The following is a 22,336-nucleotide window of genomic DNA, read 5'->3' as shown; positions in this document are numbered from 1 at the left end:
GGGGTTTCCTCGTCGGAGGCTCGCGGGCTCGGCGACAATCGCGCCCAACGCAAAGGACAACCCTCCATGACGACAGCCACCACCGTCGCCGGCGCCGCGGCGCCCACGCTTGCCTTCAACGACCAGAACCTGATCTGGATCGACCTGGAAATGACAGGCCTGTTCCCCGACAAGGACCGCATCATCGAGATCGCCGTCGTCGTGACCGACCCGCAACTGACCGTGCGCGTGGAAGGCCCGGTCTTCGCCGTGCACCAGTCCGACGAGACGCTGGACGGCATGGACGCCTGGAACAAGGGCACGCACGGCAAGAGCGGCCTGATCGACCGCGTCAAGGCGTCGACGGTCTCCGAGGCCGACGCCGAGCAGCAGGTGATCGACTTCCTCAAGGCCTACGTGCCGGCCAGCAAGTCGCCGATGGCCGGCAACTCGATCTGCCAGGACCGCCGCTTCCTGGCCAACTACATGCCCAAGCTGGAGGCGTTCTTCCATTACCGCAACCTGGACGTGTCCACGCTGAAGGAGCTGGCGCGCCGCTGGAAGCCGTCCGCGATGGACGGCTTCAAGAAGGCGCAGGCCCACACCGCGCTGGCCGACATCCACGAGTCGATCGAAGAACTGATCCATTACCGCGAACGCTTCCTGAAGCTGGACTGATCGCCCGGATGCCGGGCCCCATGGCCGATCCGACGCACCGCCCACCGCGCGACTGAGACCCCGATGGATACCTCGCACCGCCCCCAGGACCTGTGGGCGGCTTTCGACTTTCCGCGCCATCCGCTGGCGCGCGAGGACGGCGAACGCGTGCGCGGCGTCTTCTTCGCGCCGCCCGCGCAGCGCCTGATCGCGCGCGATCCGGATCGCCTGCGCACCGTGCTGCGCCTGGCTCACATGGCGGCGCGCGCCGGTGCCTGGGTGCTCGGCGGCTTGCGTTACGAGGCGGCCGGCGCGCTGGAGCCGGCGCTGCGGACTCGGCCCGCGGGCGACGCGCCGCTGGCGGAGTTCCTGGTCTGGGAGGAGCCGCCGCGGCCGTGGCCCGATCAACTCGCGGCCGAGGGCGCGCGGCGGGCTCAGGCGATGTCGGCCTGGCGCGACGAGCAGACGGACGCGCGCGAGCAGGCGCAGGTCGAGCACATCCGCGAGTACATCCGCGCGGGCGACTGCTACCAGGTCAATCTGACGACGCGATTGCACGCCGAGGCGGGCGAGGGCTTCGATGCCGCCGCCCATTTCTTCGCCCTGCACGCGGCGCAGCCGGGTGGTTTCGCGCTCTTCATGCGGACCGAGGACGGCACGGTGGCGAGCGTGTCGCCGGAACTGTTCTTCGACTGGCGCCCGTTGCCGGAACAACCCCAGGCCAGCCACACCTGGCTGTTGTCGGCGCAACCGATGAAGGGCACCGCGCCGCGCGGCCGCGACCGCGCCGGCGACGAGGCCGCGCAGGCCTACCTGCGCACCAGCGCCAAGGAGCGCGCCGAGAACCTCATGATCGTGGACCTGCTGCGCAACGACCTGTCGCGCGTGGCGGTGCCGGGATCGGTGCGCGTGCCGCGGCTGTTCGAGCTGCATGCGCTGCCGACGGTCTGGCAGATGACGTCGACCATCAGCGCGGTCAGCCGCGCCGGCCTGGCGCTGGACGACGTGATGGCCGCGCTGTTCCCGTGCGGCTCGATCACCGGCGCGCCGAAGAAACGCGCGATGGAAGTCATCGACGAGCTGGAGCCCGGCCCGCGCGGCTGGTACTGCGGCGCGCTCGGGCTGCTGCAGCCCGGCGGCGCGGTCAGCTTCAACGTGCCGATCCGCACGGTGGAACAGCGGGGCGCCGCGCTGCGCTGCGGTGTCGGCAGTGGCATCACGCTCGATTCGTCGTCGCGCGACGAGATCGACGAGTGGCGCGCCAAGTCGCGCTTCCTGACCCGCGCGCAGGCGCCGGTCGAGGCGCTGGAGACGCTGCGCCTGGAGGACGGCGTCTTCGAGCACGCGGCGCGGCACGTGGCGCGGATGCAGCGCACGGCGCGGCACTTCGGGCTGGTCTGGCAGGTGGATGCGGTGAAGCTGCGTCTGGTGAGCCTGGCGGCGATGCATCCGCGCGGCGCCTGGCGCGTGCGCCTGACGCTGGCGCGCGACGGCGCGTTGACGGACTCGGTCCAGGCGCTGCCCGTCGCGGAGACCGGTCCCGTGCGCGTGGCGCTGGCCGCGACGCCGATCGACACGCGTGGCCCGGCCGCTGAATTCATCCAGCACAAGACGACGCGCCGCGAGGTGTACCAGGCCTTCCTGGACGCGAAGCCGGCGGACTGCTTCGACGTGCTGCTTTTCAACCGGGACGGCGAGCTGACCGAAGGCTGCCTGACCAACCTCGCGCTGCGGCGGGAGCCGGACGGGCCGTGGCTGACGCCGCGCGTCGACGCCGGCCTGCTGCCCGGCACGCTGCGTGAGGAACTGCTGGAACAGGGCCGGCTGCGCGAGGCGCGACTGACCCTGGACGACTTGCGGCGAGCGCATGCGCTCGCCATCTTCAACAGTGTCCGGGGCTGGCGCGAGGCGCGGCTGCGGCACGAGGATCTTCATGACGACTTCTCCCAAGCGCCGCCCGGCGGCGCGCAAGACCCGCACGACCCGCGAGGCTGACGCCAGCAACGCGCCGGCGACGGACGCCGCGGTCGAGGCCGCGACGGCCGCCGCCGCCGAGACGGCGACCGCGCCGATGCCCGAGGTCCTGGCCGAGCCCGCAGCCGCTCCTGCTCCGAAACCCGCGCGCAAGCGTGCGCCGAGGGGCCGCGCCAGCGTGCCGGCCGTGGCTGACGAGGCGCCGAGCGAGTCGACCGGCGAATCGGCCCCGGGGGTGCCCGACAAATCGGCCGCCGAGCCGATCGCCGACGAGCCCGAGGAAGCGCCCGTGTCCTGGACAAAATGGACCTCGCCCGCCTCCCGGAGTCGGGCGAGCGAGCCCGCCATCGACGCCGTCGATGCCACCGACCCCGCCCAGGCTGCGCGTGCCGCCGACGCGCGGGATGCGGCAGTTGACGGCGGTACGGCCGCTGTCGAATCCGGCGACGAGCGGCCGAGTCCACGCGCCACGAAATCCAGGTCTGCCCGCAAGCGCGCGAGTGCCGCCGAGCGTGCGCCGATCGTCGACGCCGATGCGGCGGTCGACCCCGTCGAGCCTCTCTTGACTGGCCAGACCGATCAGGTGGACCGGGCCGACCCGGCCGATCAAGCCGCCGAGGACGACCGGGCCGACCATGCCGCCAGGATCGGCCAAGCCGAGGGGGTCGACCAGACCGGTGAAGCTGCCACGGCAACGCCGGTGAGCGAGGCCTCGGCCACGGCGGACGACTTGGCGCGTGAGGGCGCGCCGGCCCGCAAGGGGCGTCGAAGGACGAAGGCGAAAACGGATTCGACCGAGCAGGCGGAGTCAGCCGAGAACACCGAGCAAGGCCTGGATGGCGAGGCGCCCATCGACGCCATCGAGGCCGTTCCCGTCGTGCCACCCGAGCCGCCACGCTTCACGCTGGGCCCGCGCGAGGACGACGGCGTCTTCGGCGACTACGAGTTGCGTCACATCGAAACCGGCGGCACCTTCCGCCTGCGGCTGCTCGGCCGCCAGACCTGGCGTTGCGATTGCGCCGGCTACCTGGAGCAGGGCGCGTGCGAGCACGGCGAGCAACTGCTGGCACTGCTCGATCGAGCCCAGCGACAGGCGCTCGACGCCGGCTGGCCCGCGCGCGAGGCCGAAGTCTGGCTGGTGCCGGGCGCCGCGCGCCAGGTGCAATGGGTCTGCGGCCGCGATGTCCCCGAGCGTCTGCGCGATCAGCCCGGCCTGGACCGGCAGCAGCGCCGCGCCGCTGAAGGCTCGCATGCCTGGCTGCAGCAGGTGCTGGCCGAGGCCCGCGCGCTGGGCGTGGTACTGCGCGTCGACGCGCCGGTGTGGCCGCAACTGTCCTGCGGTCGCGATGCGCAGGCACGCGTGCTGCGTCTGGAATCGCTGATGAGCGACGGCGTGGCGATGCGTGCGCTGCTGCGCGACGAGCTGCCCGCTTATGCCTGGGAAGCGGCGCTGTTCGCCGTCTGCGCCGGCCGGGCGCTGGTGGCCGACGACCTGGGGCTGGGCCAGCGTGGTGCGGCGATCGCCGCGATCCGCCTGTGGTCCGAGCTCTTCGGCGTGAAGCCGGCGCTGGTAGTGGCGCCCGAGGCCGCGCATGCGGCATGGCGTCGTGACCTGAGGCGCTGGCTCGGCGACGAGGCGACGTCGGTCGCACTGGCCGTCGAGCCGCCGGCCAGGCTGGCGCCGGGGTTGCTCGTCGTCGACGGCATCGAGACGGTCGACGCGGAGCGCCTGGCCGCGCTGTGCGCGCTGCCCGCCGCGCACCTGCTGCTGATCGCGCATCAGGAGCCACTGGGCGACGCGCGCCTGGACGCCTGGGTCGACTGGCTCGACGACGCCCGCCGCGGACCGCTCGCGCAACTGCGTGCGCTGCCCGCCGACGCCGGCAAGAAACACCGGCGTGAAGCGCTGCAATCGGTCGTCCTGTCGCGCCGCAAGCGTGAGCTGACCGACAGCCTGCCAGGCGCGCTGCTGACGCCGCTGTGGCTGGAAGCCGCCGGCGCCAGCCTGCCTGCGGCGCCGCTCAAGCAGTTGCGCCACCTGATCGAGCGCTGGACGGCGCTGCGTTACCTCGGCAGCGCCGAGCAGCAGCAGTTGCTGGAAGCGCTGGCCCTGCTGCCGCCCGCGTCTCGTCAGGCGCTGGCCGCCAAGGCGGAGGCGGTGCTCGCGCTGCGTCGCGAATGGATCCAGGGCGCCGTGCCGGCCGCCGCGCGCCTGGTCGTCTGCGCGCGCTCCGAGACGTTGCTGGACAGCTTGTCGATGTCGCCACAACTGCGTCGACTGCCGCCGCAGCGGCTGCGTGCGGGCGATTCGCCCGAGGTGCGCGAGGCCGCGCTGTCGGCATGGCGCGCGGCCGAGGCCGGCGTGCTGCTGGCCAGCGACGACGCGTTGGGCGGCCTCGACGCGGATGCGTTGGTCGAGGATCGCGTCGCCATCGTGCACGCGGACCTGCCGTGGCGCGCCGAGGTGCTCGGCGCGCGTCTGGATGCGCTCCGTGGCGGGGACGCTTGCGGGGTGCCGTCGGCGCTGCTGCTGATCGACGGGTCGCTGGATGCGGCCATGCTGCGCGCGCAGCGCGAAGGCATCGCCTTCCCGGCCTGGCTGGACAGCGCGCCCGCGTGGCTGGACGCGGATCAGCTCGAGGCGCTGATGGACGTGCTGCCGGCGCTGCTCGACGGGCTGTGAGCGGTCGGGGGCGTGGGAGACGTCAGAGCGACACCACGCCCGACTTGAAGACCCGGTTCGGATCGACCGCCGCGCGGATGTACTGCAACCGCGCGAGGTTGCCGCCGTAGTAGGCATCGCCGGGATTGGCGATGGCCTTGTCCGGGTAGTTGACGTAGGCGCCGCCGCTGGACCAGGACTTCATCGTGTCGCGCATGCCGTTGGCCCACCTCGCGTCGGCGTCGAGCAGGTCGGCCGACGTGCCGCGCATGCTCTCCGTCAGGTACTGGGCGCTGAAGCGCGCCGCGCGATGCGGGAAGGCGGTGGCGTCCACCGCCACGCGGCTGATCGCGCCGCCCATCTGGTCCAGGATCACCGCGCTGTTCCGGCCGGCGCGTGCGCGCGCCAGCAGCGCATCGGTCAGCGCCTGGATGCCGGCGGCCGGCAGCGGCTGGTTGAAGAAGTCGGAGCTGGCGGACATCGCCACGCGCTGCAGCACGCCGCCCGGCACCTGCGAGGACAAATGGCACTGCGTCGCCGTGAGGCCGTTGCAGGACGCGAGCAGCAGCGCCTGGGCCGTCAGCGCCTGAGGCGCGGTCCGGGCGACGGGCATGGCGCCGATCGCCGTCAGCAAGGGCCCCCAGGTCGCCTGCAGCGCATCGGCGGTGTCCATCGCCACGGCGTTGATGCCCAGGCCCAAGGTCCCGGTGAAGTCGACGCCCAGCACCCCCTGCGACCACACCGTGTCGGGCTGCGCGGCGCTCCATGCCTGCCAGGCGGCGAGCGCCCGGGTCGCGTCCACGGCGGCGAACGAGACCGATGCCGAGCTCATCGCGGTCACCGGCCGGGTCTGGAAACGCAGTTCGGTGACGATGCCGAACTGGCCGCCACCACCGCCGCGCAGGGCCCAGAAGAGGTCGGTGTTGGACGTGGCGTCGCAGACAAGGGACCTGCCGTTCGCGTCGACGACGGTCGCGCCGACCAGGGCGTCGCAAGTCAGTCCGTGCAGGCGCTGGAAGTAGCCGAAGCCGCCGCCCAGCGCGATGCCGGTGATGCCGACGGTCACGCAACTGCCCGAGGGCAGCACGCGCGGCGAGGGCAGCGCCAGCAGCGCGCGGTAGACGTCGGCGAGCTTCGCGCCGGCGCCGACGACAGCGATGTCGCCGTCCATGCGGACGGCGTCCATCGGGCCGGTGTCCACGATCAGGCCGGTGCCGGTGGACGCGCCGAGGTAGCTGTGGCCGCCGCTGCGCGGGGTGAAGGGCAACTGGCTGGCGCGGGCGAAGGCGAGGGCGGCCGCCACGTCCTCGGTGCGCGCGCAGCGCGCGAGCGCCAGCGGCACGGTGCCGTCGTAGCGCGCGTTGGCGGGCAGGCGCAGGGTGTTGAAGTCCACGTCCGTCGGCAACAGCAACTGGCCTTGCAGCTGGGGCCGGAGCGCGCTCCAGTCCGGGCCGCCGGATGTCGGCGGCGTGCCCGGCGGCGAGACCGGCGTGCCGGCGGCGCCGCCCCCGCCGCCGCATCCGGCCAGCCACCCGCTGGCGAGCGCGCCCGCGCCCGCCGCCAAGAATCGCCGTCTGTCCATCCGTCGTCTCCCCGAACGGTGTCGTGGACTTCGAGAGAGTCCAATCGAATACCAGTTTAAGTCCGGAATGGATCCATTCGACTTAGGGAAGGTCTGCATGACTTGCCGCGGCTGACGCGGCGCCGATTCGCGATGCGCCGCAACGCCGCGGGGCGCCCGAAGTGAGGCTGTGGCGGGCGTGGGAGGTGATCAGACCATCCCCCAAGCGGGCGCGACAGGTGGCCTGGGAGCCCTTCTGCATTTGCGCTAGGTGAAAACCCCAAACTGCGTTATAGTCGTGGGCTTCACCGCTACGGGCGGTGCTTCGTACGTCTCCTCTGACCTCTTGCAGTCCGCTGCGCCGGTACTCGAATTCGAGCACCACGCAGGCACCGGCACCTTGCCGCTGCCGCGCTCCCATCGCCTGGGACCGTGCACTGCATACCCTCGGGTTCGGTCGGCGGCGATGCCGTCGCTTGACTGTTCCCCGGCGCCTCACCAGGCCCGTCATGCCGTTCCGCCGCTTGCGAGCCGCGCCGCGCATGTGCTTTCCATTCTGGTGATCGACGCGAGCTTTCTCCCAGCGACATCACTTTCCGCCGCGACGCCTTTGATTTCGCGCGGTGGAACAGCGCTTCGGCGCAGATGCTGATGACCTCGGCATATGCGTTGCTGCGCGCTCTTGGACTGCATATGAGTTTCGAACACGACCTGAACGCCGACGCCCAGAACATCGAACAAAACGACGTCGAGCTTGACCTGACCGTCGACACCGTGGAGACGGAAGCCGCGGCGGAGCCCACCGGCGTCGCCTTCGCCACGCTGGGCCTGCACGACGCGCTGCTGCGCGCCGTGAAGGATTCCGGCTACGAGAACGCCACCGAGGTGCAAGGCCGCGCGATCCCGCCGGCGCTGGAAGGCAAGGACCTGATGGTTTCCTCGCGCACCGGCTCGGGCAAGACCGCGTCCTTCATCCTGCCCGCCCTGCAGCAGGTGCTGAACACCCGCGCCGCGCGTGCCGCCGGCGACAAGACCAAGGTGGTCGGCCCGCGCGTGCTGGTGCTGGCCCCGACGCGTGAGCTGGCGATGCAGGTCGCCAAGTCCGCGATGACCTACGGCCGCCACATCCAGGGCCTGCGCGTGGCCACCGTGCTGGGCGGCATGCCCTACGCGCAGCAGCTGCGCGCGCTGGCCGGCCAGCTCGACATCCTGATCGCGACCCCGGGTCGCCTGCTGGACCACATCAACAGCGGCCGCTGCAAGCTGGAGAGCGTGACGATGTTCGTGCTCGACGAAGCCGACCGCATGCTCGACATGGGCTTCATCGAGGACATCGAGTTCGTGTCCCAGCAAATCCCGGCTACGCGCCAGACGCTGATGTACAGCGCGACCTTCGCCGGCAACACCGGCCGCCTGGCGTCGCAGCTGATGAAGGACCCGCAGCGCATCGACGTGTCGGGCCATACCGACACCCACGAGAGCATCGAGCAGCGTCTGCACTGGGCCGACAATGGCCAGCACAAGCGCAAGCTGCTGGAGCACATCCTGGGTGAGCGTGACGTCGACCAGGCCGTCGTCTTCACCAGCACCCAGCAGGACACCGAGTGGCTGGCGGAGCAACTGGCCGCCATCGGCCACCGTGTCGCCGCGCTGCACGGCGGCATGCCGCAGGGCAAGCGCACCCGCACGCTGATGGCGCTGCGCCGTCGCGACCTGCGCGTGCTGGTCGCCACCGACGTGGCCGCCCGCGGCATCGACGTGCCGACGATCTCCCACGTCATCAACTTCGGCCTGCCGATGAAGGCGGAGGACTACGTCCACCGCATCGGCCGCACCGGCCGCGCCGGCCGCTCCGGCATCGCGGTGACGCTGGCCGAGCGCCAGGACCTGTCGATGATCAAGCGCATCCAGCAGTTCACGACGCAGCCGATCCCGGTGTCCCGCATCACGGGCCTGGAGCCGCGCAACGAAGAGCCGCGCATCTTCCCGCCGCGTCCGGGCGGCTATGCCGATCGCGGCGACCGTGGCGGTGATCGCGGCGGCTATCGTGGCAACGACCGCGGCGGTTTCGGCGGCGGCAATCGTGGCGGCTTCGGCGGCAACCGTCCGCAAGGCGGCGGCTATCGTGGCAATGACAACCGCTTCGACAACACCGCCCGCTTCGAGCGTCCGGAAGGCCGTCCGGCCTTCGGCGATCGTCCGCAAGGGGGTTTCGGCGGCGGTCAAGGCCCGCAGGGGGGCCACCGCTTCGAGCCGCGTCGCAACGACGCGCCGCGTTTCGGCGAGCGCCCGAACTACGGTGATCGCCCGCAAGGCGACCGCCCGAATTTCGGTGACCGTCCGAACTACGGCGACCGTCCGCAGCGTGACGGCCAGGGCTTCGGCCAACGCCGCGACGGTGGCTTCCAGGACCGTCCGCAGCGCGACTTCGGCGGCAACGCCGGTGGTTTCGACCGCTCGGCCGACAACAACGACCGCTATGCCCCGCGTGCCGAGCGTCCGGCCTTCAGCAAGGGCGGCGACACCCGTTTCGAAGGCCGTCCGGCCAAGCCGGCCTTCGGCAAGGGTCCGGGCCGAGGCCCGGCCGGTGGCGACCGCGGCGACGACCGTGGCGGCTTCCAGGCCCGCAAGGGTCCGCGCAAGTTCTGAGCCGCTCGCGGCCACGGAACTGACGAGATCGGCGGCAACTGACCGATGCGCATCGAGGGTCGGATCGTCCAGTGGGATGACGCGAAGGGCTACGGCTTCATCGCGCCGTCCGACGGCGGACCGAAGCGATTCGCGCACATCGGCGCTTTCGGTCTGCGGCCTCGCCGACCCTACGTCGGCGAGCACGTCAGCTACGAGCCCGGCACCGACGCGCAGGGCAAGCCCCGCGCGCTGAAGATCAAGAGCCTCGAGGCGAAGCCGGCCCCCGCCGGCCCGCCGCCACAGGCCGACACGCCGTCCCGTGCGGGGCGGCGCTCCCGACCGGCGCCGGCTCCGCGCGCCGCTTCCTCTTCTCCCTCGTCCTCTTCCGCCGCTTCCGCGGACACCGGCGCCGCGCTCTGGCTCGTGCCGGCGTTCGCCTTGCTGGTGCTGCTGACGCACCTGGCCTGGCCCCTGCCGCGCGGGCTCTGGGGGTTCTACATGGCCATGAGCCTGGCGACCTTCATCGTCTACGCGCTGGACAAGCGCGCGGCCCGGCTGGGCCAGTGGCGCGTGAAGGAGGCGACCCTGCACGGCCTGGCGTTGCTGTGCGGCTGGCCGGGCGCATTGCTGGCACAGCACTTGCTGAGGCACAAGAGCGCCAAGCCGGGCTTCCGGCGCGTGTTCTGGTTGAGCGTCGTCCTCAACATCCTCGGCTTCATTTTTCTCTACACGCCCTTGCTGTCGCCGTTCTTCTCCGGGCTCTCCGACCATTGGAACGCGCGACTGGGCGGCTTCTCCGTCTGATGTTGCAGCTGAAAATCATCGACACGGCCGACGTGCCCGCCGTGCTCGCCTTGCAGGCCCAGTGTTATGGGCCCGAGTTCCTGGAAAGCGCCGCGGCCTTCGAGGCCAAGCTGCAGGCGGCCCGTCATCTGCATTGCTCCTTCCTGGCGGTCCAGGCCGGCGAGCCGCTGGCCTACGTGGTCAGCCTGCCGGTGGACGACGGTCAACTGCCGGCGCTCGACGCATCGTCGGTGGCGCCAGCCCGCGCGCCGCGCACGTTGTACCTGCACGATCTGGCGGTGTCGCCGGCGGGCCGCGCCCAGCGCCTGGGCCACAAGCTGGTGCAGCAGGTGGTGCGGCGTGCCCAGGACATGGGCCTGACGCAGGTCGCGCTGATCGCGGTGCAGGGCTCGCGCGAGTACTGGCGGCGCCAGGGCTTCCAGGAGTCCGACGCGTCGTCGCCGGCGGTGGCCGCCAAGCTCGCCAGCTTCGGTCCCGACGCGCACCTGATGCGTCGCACGCTGCGGCCCGTCTGATGCCGTCCCGGCGCATCGCGTGGTCCCGCGCGCGGCCGGTCGTCAATGATTCTTTCCTTCGATGTCGCTTGTTTCGCCGTGTTGTCCGGACTGCGGGTTATCCCGCTCTCGGGTGAGCGGGGGAGGGGTCGGGGGCTGGGATAATCGCCGGCTATGACAGCGATCCCGGGAGGCGCGGACGAGGCTCTGCGCGACGATCTCCCCGAACCATCCTTCGAAGACTATTTCCGCGAGGGCCAATTGCCGCAGGACTCGCTCCTGTGGTGGCAGCTGGAACGCAACGAGGCCCTGGTGACGGCGCAGCGCGCGCTGTTCCACGGCCCGGCCACGCTGGTGCGCCTGCGCGTGTGGGTGTTCATCGAGCTGATGTCCCTGCCGCATTCGCGGCTCACCCGCGACGACCTGAACCGCCATTTCCACGTGCTGCGCGACGAGGCGCTGGAGCTCGTGCTCAAGCGCCTGCGCGACGCGCAATTGCTGGCCTGGGACCCGTCGAACCAGCATTACGGCGTGACGCCGCTGGCTCAGCAGCTGATGGCGGTGGTGTCTCCGCTGACGCAGGGCCCCGGTCACGACGGCGATCTGGCCGGGCTGCTCGCCAACGTGGCCGGCGCGCAGCAGCTGGGCACGCTGGAACCCGCGCAGTTGCAGCATCTGCTGGCGCAGCTCTCGCGGCTGTACAACGAGTTCGCCGACGCGATCGCGTCCGGCTCGGAGTTCCACCTGCGTCGCGCGCGCATGCGTTTCGAGCGCGCGCTGAAGCTGGTCGAGAAAGCCGGCGACGCGCTCTCCGCGATCATCCAGCAGGCGCAGACCGAGGGCAACGCGCGGCTGGAGCGGCTCGCGCGCGAGCTGGGCCTGGCGCAGGCGCGATTGCTCGCGATGGCCAGCCAGTTCAACCGCGCGCTGCAGCAGGCCGACCGCCAACGCGTCACGCTGGGCTCCACCGGCATCACGACGACCGACGTGCGGCGCTGGCTGCAGGACGTGCCCTTCCTGGAGAACCTCGCGCTGGGCGCGCTGTCTCGGCCGGTGCATCCGATCTTCGTCGCGCAGCATGAGCTGCTGGACGGTTGCGAGGCCGAGTTCGAGCGCGACCGCCCGGTGCCGCCCGCGCCCGAGCCGCTGCCCGCCGGCATGGCCGCGCCGGAGGGTGAGCTGGCCGTGATGAGCCTGCCGCCAGAGATGGGCCTGCTGCAGGCGATGCTGGGCCGCTGGACCGGCGACGGCGTGTCGACCAACGATCTGCGGCCGGCGGTGCTGGGCGGCAGCTACGCGCGCGCGGCGTATCGCGCGCAGTTGCTGCCGCTGCTCGGCGATCCGCAGGCGCAGCATCTGGCCGGCGCGACCGGCGACATGGCGCGCCAGCCCTGGCGCGTGCGCTGGTCCGCGCAGCAGGGGCCGGTGACCGACGAGTTCGTCTCCTGGATGAGCCAGGGCGTGCTGCACTCGACCGATGTCGAGCCGCCGGTCGAGCCGGAGCCCGAGCCCAAGGCGACGCCCGCGGCCGATCCGCCGAAGCGCTCGCGACGCAAGACCGCCGCGAGCACGGTCGCCGCCACGGCCGGTGACGCCGCCGCCGGCGATGACGCCTCTTCTCCCGCGACGGCCGAGGCCGTCGCGCCTTCCGACACATCGGCCGCCATGGCCGAGGCGCATGGCGCGCATGACATGCACGACGCGGCCGCGACCGACGCGGCCCGTCATGACGCCGCCGCCGACACTCCTTCCCAGGCATGAGCAACCAACTCGACGACGCCGCCCAACTGGCGGCCCAACTGCTGGCGCGCCGCTGGCTGCCGCGCAACCAGCCGCTGGTCAAGCGCGCGCTGATCGACCAGGAGCTCTGGCGCGCCGTGAACGAGCGCCTGTCCGCCGTCGGCCTGCGCATCGTGGACAACGTCTACGCCGACCACATCACCCTGGCGATGCTGCGTCCGGCCGAGGTCGCCGTGTTCGGCGAGACCGGTCTGGCGGCCAACAACAACCTCGACCTGCCGCGTGACGGCGTCGCGCTGCTGGTGGTGCTGTGGGCGCTGATCGTGCTGCCCAAGCGCCAGCGCCAGCTCGCGCGCGCCGAGGAGGCCGCCGAGGGGCAGGGCGAGATGTTCGCGACCGACAAGCCCCTGCCCAGCGCCGCGAGCAGCGCGCCGACACTGTCCTACCGCAGCCTGCTGGTCGACTTCGGCAACCAGCTGGGCAAGAAGATGCGGCTGGACTCCAACCTGAAGCTGCTGGAGCGCCAGGGGTTCATCACCCGCAAGGGCGAGGACATCGCCGAAGGGCCGCTGCTGGATCTGCTGCTCGACTACGACACGCTGGCGCCGCGCATCCTGGACGGCGCGCTGGCCGACGTGCTGGCCCGCAGCACCGACGGCGAGGCCGGCCCGATGCTGACCGCGATCCTGGCCGCCCGCCACAACGAAGAATCCGACCTGAGCGACGCCTGATGTTTCATTTGCAATCCCTGGAACTGCTGCATTGGGACTACTGCCGCCGCGTCTCGATGCCGCTGGACGGCAACATCATCACCATCGCCGGGCCCAACGGCTCGGGCAAGACGACGCTGCTCGACGCGATGCGGACGCTGCTGGGCCTGGAGTGTTCCGGCGGACGGACCTACAAGACCTATGCGCGCCACGCCAACGCGGAGACCGCCTGGCTGCGCGCGCTGGTGGACAACCGGCCGCGCGGGCGTCAGAACAGCAGCCGGCCGTTCTCCAGCTCGCTGCTGTACGCCGACCAGGTGACGCTGGCCTGCCGCATCTCGCGTCAGGGCGGCGACTGGGTGCGCCGTTACGTCGTCGCCGACGGCGTCCAGGAGATCGAGGCGCTGGAGACGCGGCCCGAGAAGGACTGGCTCGGCATCGAGGCCTGGAAGAAGCGCCTGGAGGCCGCCGGCCTGACGCGCGCGATCGGTCGCGTGCTGGCGCTGGAGCAGGGCCAGACCGACCGGTTGTGCGAGCTGTCGTCGAAGGAGCTGCTGCGGCTGGTCTTCGAGGTCTTCGGCGACCAGGAGGTGCTGGATCGCTACGAGCTGGCGCGCAATCACCAGCAGCAGTTGCTGAAGGAAGTCGACCAGTCGACGCACGAGCTCTCGCACGCGCAGGCGCAGTTGTCCGACCTGGCCAACCGCGTCACCAGCTATCAGCAGTACCAGTTGCGCTTGAAGGAGCGCGAGCGGCTCGCGACCGAGGTCGTGCCGGTGCTGCAGTGGAGCGAGCAGCGCCTGCGCACCGCCCAGCAACTGCGCGAGATGCACCGCCAGCGCCTGTTCGCCCGCTCCGACGAGCGCGGCATCAGCGACAAGCGCGCGCACCTGCTGGCGCTGTTCCAGGCCCAGGACGCGGCCCGGAACAAGCTGTCGGAGCTGGAGACGCAGCGCAAGGAATCGCGCCAGGCCTTCGAGGCGGCGCGTGACGGCGAGCGGCCGATGGAGCAGCTCGCCAAGCGCGAGGAGGACCTGAAGGCGCTGGCCGCGGTGGAGACCGACGGCGCCGCGTTGACCGCCAAGCTGGAGGAGCTGGGCACGCGCCAGCATCAGTTGCGCGAGGGCTTCACGCGTCAGAACGACCAGCAGCGCAAGGCGCAAGCCGCGCTCGACGATCTGACCGGGCAACGCCTGCCGCCGCCGCCGGTGGAGGTGACGCGCTTCCGCAAGGCGCTCGACGAGGCCGGCATCGCGCATCACGTGCTGGCCGATTGCATCGACATCGCCGACGACCATTGGCGCGCCGCGGCCGAGGGCTTCCTGCGGCCGTCGCGCTGGGTGGTGGTGCTGGCGCGTTCCGGCGACGAGGGCCAGGCCTATCGCATCGCCTCGCGCGAGCGTTACCGGCATTACGTCGTCGCCGACGCCGAGCACGCGCCGACGGTCAGCCCGAAGGACAGCCTGCTGTCGGTCCTCAAGCTCAACGCCAAGGCGCCGGGCTGGCTGCTGCGCCAGCTGGCGTCCATCCGCTGCGTCGGGGACACCGAGAAGGGCGCGCAGGCCGGCGGCGAATGGATCACGCCCGATGCCTATTACCGCGACGGCCGCGGCGGCCGCAGCCTGTGGGTCGAGCCGCGCGACTATCAATTCGGCGACTCCGCGCTGGACGCGCGCCGGGCCTCGCTCGAGAAGGAACTGACGCGCTACGACCTGGAGCTGTCCAAGCTCGCCAAGGAGCAACTGGAGATCGAGCGTCAGCTGAAGGACGCGCAGCGGGCCGCGCAAGGCCACAAGGCGGCGCAGGAGCTGGCCGAGCGGTCGGAGGAGTTCGCCGAGGCGCGCGCACGCCTGCCGGGCCTGCGCCAGGCGCGCATCGAGGCGGCGACGCGCATGGGCTCGCTGGACCAGGCGCATGATCGCGCGGTGGCCGCGTCCACGCGCACCGAGCGCGACTACGAAGCCGCACAGGCAGGCCTGAAGGCCAGCGAGGAGAACGTGCTGCGCGCCGAGCGCGACTGGGCCTCGCGGCGCGACGACCTGCTGGGCCTGGCGCGCGCCTCGCGCGAGGCGAAGGGCCAGTTCCCCGCAGCCTGGGTGCATCCGATGCGGCTGGTCGCGTTGCGCGATGAATTCGAGAACGCCAAGCAGGCGGAGATCGCGTCTCGCCACGTGCAGCAGGAGCTGGACACCGGCGTCTGGGAAACCGACCCGCAGGTGCAGGAGCGCCACGCGCGCATGCAGATGGCGGTGCTGGAACAGACCACGCAGCTCGACGACCGCCGCGCCAGCAACGAGATGGCCCGCATCGCCGCGTTCAACGCGCGCGAGCGCTACATCGACGTGCTGCGCGCGACGGTGCGGCGCTACAAGAAGAATGTCCAGGAGCTGGGCGAACTCGCCGGCGTGCACGCGCAGGCCGAGTTGCCGCATCTGGACAACGACGACACGGTGCTGGCCCAGGCGGGGTTGCACGTGAAGTTCAACTTCGACGGCAAGGGCGAGGTGGGGCTGAACGACGGCGAGGCCTCCGGCGGCCAGCAGGTGCTCAAGAGCCTGATCCTGCTGGTGGGACTGATGAAGGACGACGACGCCGCCGGAGGTTTCGTCTTCATCGATGAGCCCTTCGCGCATCTGGACGTGCGCAACATTCAGCTGGTGGGCCACTTCCTCAAGAGCACGCGCGCGCAGTATCTGCTGACGACGCCGATCACGCACAACGTCGAGGTCTTCGAGCCGTCGGAGATCACGCTGGTCACCAGCAAGAAGCCGCGCGGCGAGCGCTGGGCGCCCCCGATCGCGGTGCTGGCGCGGCGGCCGGAGGTGTCGGTCTACGACTGAGGCGGTCCGCGCCGATTCATTCCGCTTCATGAGAAAGCCGCGCTGATGCGCGGCTTTCTTCTTTCCGATTCGCGGCGTCGATTCGAGATGCGGATCGGGATGCAGATTCCCGAGGCTTCGATGCCCCCATCGGAGGGCCCACTTCAGGACGCCAATCGCTCGGGCAAGACCTGGCACTGACCTTCATCGCAGCGATGCGTGGAGGTCGATGTGGCCGAGCCGGTGTATGTGATCGAGGGATTCCATCGATGGATGCGCAAGCAGGTCCTGCGCGACCTCGACCTGTGTCGAGCCGTGGCCGAAATGACACGTGGGCTGATCGATGCAGATCTCGGTAGTGGACTGCTCAAGAAGCGAATCGCAAGATCCGGCGCTGGCAAGAGCAGGGGCTACCGAGCCGTCGTCGCGAATCGTCGCGACCGGCCTTGGTTCTTTGTCCAGGGGTACGCGAAGAGTGAGCGAGACAGCGTCGACGGGATGGCATTGGCGTTGTGTCGCGTTCATGCCGCGTCGCTGTTGTCGATGTCCGCGACGGACATCTCCGAGGCGCTATCAAACGGTGAACTGAAAGAGGTGAAGTGTGATGCGAAAGCGTAAATCCAAGTTGGTCACCAGGATCCTGCGCGAAGGCCGGGACTGGCATGCCATCGGCATCATCAGCGACGAAAGGATGCGACTGTATGAGCGAGCCTGCATGTCGCCGCCCGAGCCGCTACTTCCCGCGGACATCCGCATCCTGCGTGAACAGTCCGATCTTGATGTCTACATCCTGGCGCGCATCTTCAACACGACAGCGCGGCAACTGCGCCGTTGGGAGCAAGGCTTCGGTCGCCCGAAGGGATCGGAGTTGAGGCTGTTGAGGATGGTCCGGGACAGAGGGATCGAATCGGTCTTCCCGTGAGACAGGGTGACCAATGGTGGTCTCGGCTCCGACGCTGACATTCAGCTGTCTTCAGTCGATTCATCGACATTCGCGATCCCCCATCGGAAGGCCCACTTCGGGACGCCAATCAGGACAGCAAGACCTGGCACTGATCTTCATCGCAGCGATGCGTGGAGGTCGACATGGCCGAGCCGGTGTATGTGGTCGAAGGATTCCGCCGATGGATGCGCAGGCAAGTCTTGCGCGATATCGATCTGTGCCGCGCTGTGGCCGAAATGGCCGGCGGGTTGATCGACGCGGATCTCGGTAGTGGACTGCTCAAGAAGCGAGTGGCGAGATCTGGCGCGGGCAAGAGTGGTGGATATCGAGTCCTGGTCGCCAATCGTCGTGGAGGCGCGTGGTTTTTCATCGATGGTTTCGCCAAGAGTAGTCGGGCGAACGTCAGCGAGAAGCAGCTCAGACTGCGTCGCATGGCCGCGATGAGGTTGACTGCAATGACTGGTGGCGAAAGACAGAGTGCGTTGCTTGAAGGCGAATTGAAAGAGGTGGACTGTGATGCGAAAACGGAAGTCCGAAGCAATTGAGCAGATGCTCCGAATGGGCCGTCGCTGGCGTGCCTGCGGCATGATGGGTGACGAAGACATGCGTCAATGGGAATGGGTCGGCATGCAGCCGCCCGACCCGTTGCTTCCCGAGGAGGTGCGTGCGATCCGAGAGAGCGAGAACCTCGAGCTCGACACCTTCGCGGACATGTTGAACACGTCGCCTCGCTTGCTGCGGCGCTGGGAGCAGGGGTTCAACAAGCCGAAAGGCCCGACCTTGAGGCTGTTGCGGATCCTGCGCGACCGAGGGGTGCGCGCCGTCTTCTGACGCAGGATGAAGAAAGCCCGGGGCATGCCCGGGCCGTCCTTCGTTTCAAGTCGGCGGAGACTACTTCAACCCGCCGCTCAGGAACGCCTTCAATCGCTCGCTCTGCGGCTTGGCGAGCACCTCGCGCGGGTTGCCTTGCTCCTCCACGCGTCCCTGGTGCAGGAACATCGTGTGCGTCGAGACCTCGCGCGCGAAACCCATCTCGTGCGTGACGACGATCATCGTGCGGCCTTCCGCGGCGAGGTCGCGCATGACCTTCAGGACCTCGCCGACCAGCTCGGGGTCGAGCGCCGAGGTCGGCTCGTCGAAGAGCATCACCTCGGGGTCGACCGCCAGCGCGCGGGCGATCGCCACGCGCTGCTGCTCGCCGCCGGACAACTGCGCCGGGTAGACATCCTTGCGGTGCGACACGCCCACGCGGGCCAGCAGCGCCTCGGCCTTCTCGATGGCCTGCGCGCGGGGCTGGCCCAGCACGTGGATGGGCGCCTCGATGACGTTCTCCAGCACCGTGCGGTGACCCCACAGGTTGAAGTTCTGGAACACCATCGCCAGCCGCGCCCGCCAGCGCTGCAGCTGCGCCGCGTTGGCGGCCTTGAGGCTGCCGTCGCGGTCGCGCACCAGGGACAGCTCGTCGCCGCCCAGGCGCAAGCTGCCCTCGTGCGGCTGTTCGAGCAGGTTCAGGCAGCGCAGGAAGGTACTCTTGCCCGAGCCGCTGGACCCGATCAGCGTGATGACGTCCCCGGTCCGGGCGGACAGGGAGACACCCTTGAGCACTTCGCGATCGCCGTAGCGCTTGTGCAGATTTTCAACAACGAGACTGGCCGCGGACATCAACGCGCTCCCAACAGTTTTCCGATACGGGTCGCTTCGCGACCGGCGACTTTCGCAACCCGCGCGCCGGTGGTGACCAGGCGCAGCGTGTCGCGAGCAAACAGCAGCCCGTCGACCGGGCTCTTCAATTCGGTGACCGATGCGGTGATCGGATCGATGACATGGGCGATCACGTCGCCGGCCCGCACCGTCTCGCCGACCTCGCGCAGGAAAGTCAGCACGCCGGCGACCGGCGACTGGATCGGCATCGAGCCCGCCAGCGGCCGCGCGTCACCGACGGCCGCGGGCACCACCGGCGCCGCGCCGTCGGCGGCGATCACGCCGCGCCAGGTCAGGAAGTCCACGATCGCCTGCGCGTCTTTCTCGGCCAGGTCGTGGTGCACGTCCTGCTGGCCGCGCAGTTCCACCGTCACCGACAGGCAGGCTTGCGGGATCGGGAATCGGTCGCCGAAGTGCCGCGCCCATTTCCACCACACCTGCGAGCAGGCCTCGTCGAACGGGTTGTCCCCCGAGTCCGTCGCCAGCAGCGTGACGCCGGCACCGAGGAAGGCGGCCAGCGGCTCGCATTGCGGCCAGCAGGGCGTCTCGGTGTAGAGGTGCATCACCGCCTGCGCGTCGCAGTGCAGGTCCAGCACGACGTCGGCGTCGCAGGCCAGCAGCATCAGCGTCTTGCGCAGCGCCTTCAGCTCGGTGTCGGCGGGGGCGGACTGGACCTCGGTCTTCAGCGCGGCGCGCAGCACGGCGACGTTCTGCGTCGGGTCCGCGCCCAGGCGGGCCTCGGCGACGTGGGCGGCGGCCTCGATGTACTCGGGGTAGTGGCGGTTGAAGTTCTCGCCGGACAGGCTCTCGAAACGGCCCAGGTGCGACTGCAGCCACCACTGGGACAGCCCGATCGGGTTGGCCATCGGCACCAGGACCACTTCGCCGGCCAGGCGGCCGGCGGCCTCCAGCGCGTCGAGCTGGCGACGCAGGTGCCAGGCGGTCAGCATGCCGGGCAACTCGTCGGCGTGCAGCGAGGCCTGGATGTAGACCTTCTGTCCTTGGCCCGGTTGGCCGTAGTGCAGCGAGACCAGCTCGCGCCGGGTGCCGGGCGCGGGGCTCGGCAGGGGGTGTTGTCTGACTTGCATCGGGATCCGTCGGTTCTTCGATTCAGCGGGACATTGGCGGGGCGGCCGATATCGACGCGATGGCCGCGGGATATCAGCGGGATATCAGCGCGATCTCGGTACGATCAGCGCGGCATCAGCGGCTTGAGCCAGCGTGCCTCCGCCTTGTGGAACAGGCCGACCAGGACCAGCGTCATCGCGAAGTAGAAGATCGCCGCGGTGATGAAGGCCTCGAACGGGATGTAGTAGGTGGCGTTGATGTCGCGGGCCACGCCGGTGAGGTCCATGATCGTCACGACGCTGGCCAGCGCCGTGCCGTGCAGCATGAAGATCACCTCGTTGCTGTAGGCGGGCAGCGCGCGGCGCAGCGCCGCCGGCAGGACGATGCGGCGCAGCATCACCGCGCGGCTCATGCCCAGCGCCTTGGCGGCCTCGATCTCGCCGTGGGGCAGCGCGCGGATGGACCCCGCGATGATCTCCGTCGTGTACGCGCAGGTGTTCAGCACGAAGGTCAGGCAGGCGCAGAACCAGGCCGAGCTGAACAGCGGCCACAACGCGCTCTGCTGCATCCACTCGAACTGGCCCAGCCCGTAATAGATCAGGAACAGCTGCACCAGCATCGGCGTGCCGCGGAAGACGTAGGTGTAGACCCAGACCGCGCGGGACAGCCACCGGTTGGGCAGCGTGCGCAGCACCGCCAGCGGGATGGCCATCGCCAGTCCGATCAGCAGCGATACCGCCAGCAGCGCCAGGGTGGTCTGTGCGCCCTGGAAGTAGCGCGGGATGTTCTCGACGATGGTGTCCACGTTCATGGCGAGGTGCGGCCCGCCAGCGACGGCGGGACCGATGGGAGACGGGTGAAACGGCGCGGGCCGGCGGCGTGAGGCGCGGCCTTGCCGTGGCGATCGGTCGTGGCCGCGCTCACAGCGAGTGGCGGCGCACGCCGATGGACAGGCGCTTGTGCAGGCGGTCGAAGAACAGCTCCGACAGCGACGTGAACAGCAGGTAGATCACCGCCACCGCCAGGTAGAACACGAACGGCTCGCGGGTGTTGCCGGCCGCCTGCGAGCCGCGCGTCATCAGGTCGTGCAGCCCGATGACCGACACGATGGCGGTGCTCTTGATCAGCACCAGCCAGTTGTTGGAGAGCCCCGGCAGCACATGCCGGAACATCTGCGGGAAGGTGATGCGCCAGGCCACCTGGGCAGGGCTCATGCCGAAGGCCAGGCCGGCCTCGCGCTGGCCGGGCGGCACCGCGAGGAAGGCGCCGCGGAAGGCCTCCGTCAGGTAGGCGCCGAAGATGAACGCGATGGTGCAAACGCCGGCCACGAAGGGGTTGATGTCGATGTACTCGTCATGGCCGAGCGAGGCGGCGATGTGGTTCACCGCCACCTGGCCACCGAAGAAGATCAGCAGCATCAGCAACAGGTCGGGCACGCCGCGGATCAGCGTCGTGTAGACGGTGGCGATCCATTTGGCCAGGCGCCACTTCGACAGCTTCGCCAGTGCGCCGAGCAGGCCCAGCACCATGGCCAGCGCCATCGAGGTGACCGCCACGCACAGGGTCAGAACGGCGCCTTCGAGCAGGCTGGGCAGATAACCGTGCAGGAACATTCGACGGTCCTTCGGGGACGTTCAGGAATCTTGGGGGCCGTCCGGTGTCCCGGCGGTCGCGACGACGACGGTGATCGCGGGCGGAGCGCCGGACGGCGGGGGAAAGCGGGCGGAAGGAGCGCCCGCGTCGGCTCACTTGGCCGAGATGTCGTACTCGAAGTACTTGTCGTTCAGCTTCTTGAAGGTGCCGTTGGCCCGCACCGCGGCGATGGCGTCGTTGAACTTCTTGCCCAGCGTCTTCTCGTCCGCCTTGCGCAGGCCGACGCCGCTGCCGGTGCCGAAGTACTTGACGTCGGTGTAGCTCGGGCCGACGAAGGCGAAGCCCTTGCCGCTCGGCGTCTTCAGGAAGCCCAGGTCGGAGGCGACCAGGTCCGCCAGCGTCAGGTCCACGCGGCCCGACTTCAGGTCCAGGAAGGCCTGGTCCTGCGTCGCGTAGCGGACGATCTCGCTTTGCTTGAAGGTCTCGGTCGCGAACTTCTCATGGATGGTCGCGCGCTGCACGGCGATCTTCTTGCCCTTGAGGCCGGCCGGGGAGAAGTCGAACTTGGCGTCGGCCTTGGCGGTGAAGCGGGCCGGCGTGTTGTAGTAGGGGTTGGAGAAGGCGATGACCTTCTTGCGCTCGTCGGTGATCGAGATCGAGGCGATCGCGGCGTCGATCTTGCGCGACTGCAGGGCGGGGATCAGGCCGTCGAAGTCCTGCTGCACCAGCGTGCATTCGGCCTTCATCTCGGCGCACAGGGCGTTGGCCAGGTCGATCTCGAAGCCCTTGAGCTTGCCGTCCGCGCCGACCTCGGAGAACGGGGGGTAGGCGCCCTCGACGCCGATGCGGATCTTCTTCCAGTCGGGGGCCTGGGCTTGCGCGCCGGCGGTGGCCAGCAGGGCGCAGGCCGTCAGGGCGGCGCGGGCGATCAGTTGTCGTCGTTGCATGAAGACTCCTTGTGTTGAGCAGGATTCGTGGAATCGCAGATCCGGTGCGATTC

The 22,336-nt window shown here is 69.9% G+C and carries 19 protein-coding genes; 13 read left to right on the top strand and 6 right to left on the bottom strand.

Annotated features, from left to right (window positions below; translation table 11 throughout):
- Positions 1–66 precede the first annotated feature (66 nt).
- The 3 genes from orn to CDN99_RS00475 all read left to right on the top strand — a co-directional run bounded on the left by orn (position 67) and on the right by CDN99_RS00475 (position 5,293).
- Entirely contained in the window at positions 67–657 is a 591-nt protein-coding gene (gene orn, locus CDN99_RS00485) for an oligoribonuclease (protein ID WP_088382169.1), read from the top strand.
- Between the two features lie 63 nt (positions 658–720).
- Positions 721–2,631 carry a chorismate-binding protein gene (locus CDN99_RS00480; RefSeq protein WP_088382168.1) on the top strand — a complete coding sequence of 637 codons (1,911 nt, stop codon included), beginning with the start codon at positions 721–723 and terminating at the stop codon, positions 2,629–2,631.
- A complete protein-coding gene (locus CDN99_RS00475; protein WP_088382167.1) occupies positions 2,570–5,293 on the top strand; it encodes a hypothetical protein in 2,724 nt (907 codons plus the stop codon). Before CDN99_RS00480 ends, CDN99_RS00475 begins: the two co-directional genes overlap by 62 nt.
- A 22-nt stretch (positions 5,294–5,315) precedes the next feature.
- Here the strand turns inward: CDN99_RS00475 and CDN99_RS00470 are convergent, their stop codons facing one another.
- Positions 5,316–6,854 (bottom strand): FAD-binding oxidoreductase, encoded by a 1,539-nt coding sequence (locus CDN99_RS00470; RefSeq protein ID WP_158218715.1) that lies wholly within the window; start codon positions 6,852–6,854, stop codon positions 5,316–5,318.
- A gap of 672 nt (positions 6,855–7,526) precedes the next feature.
- Between CDN99_RS00470 and CDN99_RS00465 the strand changes: the two genes are divergently transcribed.
- The 10 genes from CDN99_RS00465 (at position 7,527) to CDN99_RS00420 (ending at position 17,805) form a co-directional block, all read left to right on the top strand.
- On the top strand, positions 7,527–9,482 hold the full coding sequence (locus CDN99_RS00465; RefSeq protein WP_088382165.1) for a DEAD/DEAH box helicase: 1,956 nt from the start codon (positions 7,527–7,529) through the stop codon (positions 9,480–9,482).
- Between the two features lie 45 nt (positions 9,483–9,527).
- Positions 9,528–10,268 (top strand): DUF1294 domain-containing protein, encoded by a 741-nt coding sequence (locus tag CDN99_RS00460; RefSeq protein WP_088382164.1) that lies wholly within the window; start codon positions 9,528–9,530, stop codon positions 10,266–10,268.
- Positions 10,268–10,783, top strand: coding sequence for a GNAT family N-acetyltransferase (locus CDN99_RS00455; RefSeq protein ID WP_088382163.1), 516 nt, complete (start codon positions 10,268–10,270; stop codon positions 10,781–10,783). Before CDN99_RS00460 ends, CDN99_RS00455 begins: the two co-directional genes overlap by 1 nt.
- A gap of 153 nt (positions 10,784–10,936) precedes the next feature.
- Entirely contained in the window at positions 10,937–12,523 is a 1,587-nt protein-coding gene (locus tag CDN99_RS00450) for a hypothetical protein (RefSeq protein WP_088382162.1), read from the top strand.
- Positions 12,520–13,233: a hypothetical protein gene (locus CDN99_RS00445; protein ID WP_238139299.1), complete on the top strand. Its 714-nt coding sequence runs from the start codon at positions 12,520–12,522 to the stop codon at positions 13,231–13,233. Before CDN99_RS00450 ends, CDN99_RS00445 begins: the two co-directional genes overlap by 4 nt.
- Entirely contained in the window at positions 13,233–16,052 is a 2,820-nt protein-coding gene (locus CDN99_RS00440) for an ATP-binding protein (protein WP_088382161.1), read from the top strand. Before CDN99_RS00445 ends, CDN99_RS00440 begins: the two co-directional genes overlap by 1 nt.
- Before the next feature lie 198 nt (positions 16,053–16,250).
- Positions 16,251–16,649, top strand: coding sequence for a type II toxin-antitoxin system RelE/ParE family toxin (locus CDN99_RS00435; RefSeq protein ID WP_088382160.1), 399 nt, complete (start codon positions 16,251–16,253; stop codon positions 16,647–16,649).
- Positions 16,633–16,953 (top strand): helix-turn-helix domain-containing protein, encoded by a 321-nt coding sequence (locus CDN99_RS00430; RefSeq protein WP_141100575.1) that lies wholly within the window; start codon positions 16,633–16,635, stop codon positions 16,951–16,953. The genes CDN99_RS00435 and CDN99_RS00430 overlap by 17 nt, the downstream gene beginning before the upstream one ends.
- Before the next feature lie 164 nt (positions 16,954–17,117).
- Positions 17,118–17,519, top strand: a complete 402-nt coding sequence (locus tag CDN99_RS00425; protein ID WP_088382158.1) for a type II toxin-antitoxin system RelE/ParE family toxin — start codon at positions 17,118–17,120, stop codon at positions 17,517–17,519.
- Between the two features lie 13 nt (positions 17,520–17,532).
- A complete protein-coding gene (locus CDN99_RS00420) occupies positions 17,533–17,805 on the top strand; it encodes a helix-turn-helix domain-containing protein (protein WP_088382157.1) in 273 nt (90 codons plus the stop codon).
- A 60-nt stretch (positions 17,806–17,865) separates the two neighbouring features.
- On the opposite strand, the gene CDN99_RS00415 is transcribed toward CDN99_RS00420, so the two are convergent.
- From CDN99_RS00415 to aotJ, 5 genes are all read right to left on the bottom strand, one after another.
- Positions 17,866–18,636, bottom strand: a complete 771-nt coding sequence (locus CDN99_RS00415; RefSeq protein WP_088382156.1) for an ABC transporter ATP-binding protein — start codon at positions 18,634–18,636, stop codon at positions 17,866–17,868.
- Positions 18,636–19,763: a succinylglutamate desuccinylase/aspartoacylase family protein gene (locus CDN99_RS00410; protein WP_088382155.1), complete on the bottom strand. Its 1,128-nt coding sequence runs from the start codon at positions 19,761–19,763 to the stop codon at positions 18,636–18,638. Before CDN99_RS00410 ends, CDN99_RS00415 begins: the two co-directional genes overlap by 1 nt.
- A gap of 104 nt (positions 19,764–19,867) precedes the next feature.
- Positions 19,868–20,554 carry an ABC transporter permease gene (locus tag CDN99_RS00405; RefSeq protein WP_088382154.1) on the bottom strand — a complete coding sequence of 229 codons (687 nt, stop codon included), beginning with the start codon at positions 20,552–20,554 and terminating at the stop codon, positions 19,868–19,870.
- Between the two features lie 109 nt (positions 20,555–20,663).
- Positions 20,664–21,356 carry an ABC transporter permease gene (locus tag CDN99_RS00400; protein ID WP_088382153.1) on the bottom strand — a complete coding sequence of 231 codons (693 nt, stop codon included), beginning with the start codon at positions 21,354–21,356 and terminating at the stop codon, positions 20,664–20,666.
- A 132-nt stretch (positions 21,357–21,488) separates the two neighbouring features.
- Positions 21,489–22,283: an L-arginine-binding protein AotJ gene (aotJ, locus tag CDN99_RS00395; RefSeq protein ID WP_088382152.1), complete on the bottom strand. Its 795-nt coding sequence runs from the start codon at positions 22,281–22,283 to the stop codon at positions 21,489–21,491.
- Between the last annotated feature and the right edge of the window lie 53 nt (positions 22,284–22,336).

This window comes from Roseateles aquatilis (genome assembly GCF_002205645.1).
Taxonomy (GTDB): domain Bacteria; phylum Pseudomonadota; class Gammaproteobacteria; order Burkholderiales; family Burkholderiaceae_C; genus Roseateles; species Roseateles aquatilis.
Note: the sequence above shows the minus strand (reverse complement) of the source record. Positions and strands in the feature narration are given on the sequence as shown.

What these genes read in the sequence shown, in the direction of transcription:
- CDN99_RS00410 (WP_088382155.1), bottom strand. Translation starts at nt 19,763, where the DNA reads ATGCAAGTCAGACAACACCCCCTGCCGAGCCCCGCGCCCGGCACCCGG.
- CDN99_RS00470 (WP_158218715.1), bottom strand. Translation starts at nt 6,854, where the DNA reads ATGGACAGACGGCGATTCTTGGCGGCGGGCGCGGGCGCGCTCGCCAGC.
- aotJ (WP_088382152.1), bottom strand. Translation starts at nt 22,283, where the DNA reads ATGCAACGACGACAACTGATCGCCCGCGCCGCCCTGACGGCCTGCGCC.
- CDN99_RS00415 (WP_088382156.1), bottom strand. Translation starts at nt 18,636, where the DNA reads ATGTCCGCGGCCAGTCTCGTTGTTGAAAATCTGCACAAGCGCTACGGC.
- CDN99_RS00445 (WP_238139299.1), top strand. Translation starts at nt 12,520, where the DNA reads ATGAGCAACCAACTCGACGACGCCGCCCAACTGGCGGCCCAACTGCTG.
- CDN99_RS00465 (WP_088382165.1), top strand. Translation starts at nt 7,527, where the DNA reads ATGAGTTTCGAACACGACCTGAACGCCGACGCCCAGAACATCGAACAA.
- CDN99_RS00460 (WP_088382164.1), top strand. Translation starts at nt 9,528, where the DNA reads ATGCGCATCGAGGGTCGGATCGTCCAGTGGGATGACGCGAAGGGCTAC.
- CDN99_RS00420 (WP_088382157.1), top strand. Translation starts at nt 17,533, where the DNA reads ATGGGCCGTCGCTGGCGTGCCTGCGGCATGATGGGTGACGAAGACATG.
- CDN99_RS00450 (WP_088382162.1), top strand. Translation starts at nt 10,937, where the DNA reads ATGACAGCGATCCCGGGAGGCGCGGACGAGGCTCTGCGCGACGATCTC.
- CDN99_RS00480 (WP_088382168.1), top strand. Translation starts at nt 721, where the DNA reads ATGGATACCTCGCACCGCCCCCAGGACCTGTGGGCGGCTTTCGACTTT.
- CDN99_RS00475 (WP_088382167.1), top strand. Translation starts at nt 2,570, where the DNA reads ATGACGACTTCTCCCAAGCGCCGCCCGGCGGCGCGCAAGACCCGCACG.
- CDN99_RS00440 (WP_088382161.1), top strand. Translation starts at nt 13,233, where the DNA reads ATGTTTCATTTGCAATCCCTGGAACTGCTGCATTGGGACTACTGCCGC.
- CDN99_RS00400 (WP_088382153.1), bottom strand. Translation starts at nt 21,356, where the DNA reads ATGTTCCTGCACGGTTATCTGCCCAGCCTGCTCGAAGGCGCCGTTCTG.
- CDN99_RS00425 (WP_088382158.1), top strand. Translation starts at nt 17,118, where the DNA reads ATGGCCGAGCCGGTGTATGTGGTCGAAGGATTCCGCCGATGGATGCGC.
- CDN99_RS00405 (WP_088382154.1), bottom strand. Translation starts at nt 20,554, where the DNA reads ATGAACGTGGACACCATCGTCGAGAACATCCCGCGCTACTTCCAGGGC.
- orn (WP_088382169.1), top strand. Translation starts at nt 67, where the DNA reads ATGACGACAGCCACCACCGTCGCCGGCGCCGCGGCGCCCACGCTTGCC.
- CDN99_RS00455 (WP_088382163.1), top strand. Translation starts at nt 10,268, where the DNA reads ATGTTGCAGCTGAAAATCATCGACACGGCCGACGTGCCCGCCGTGCTC.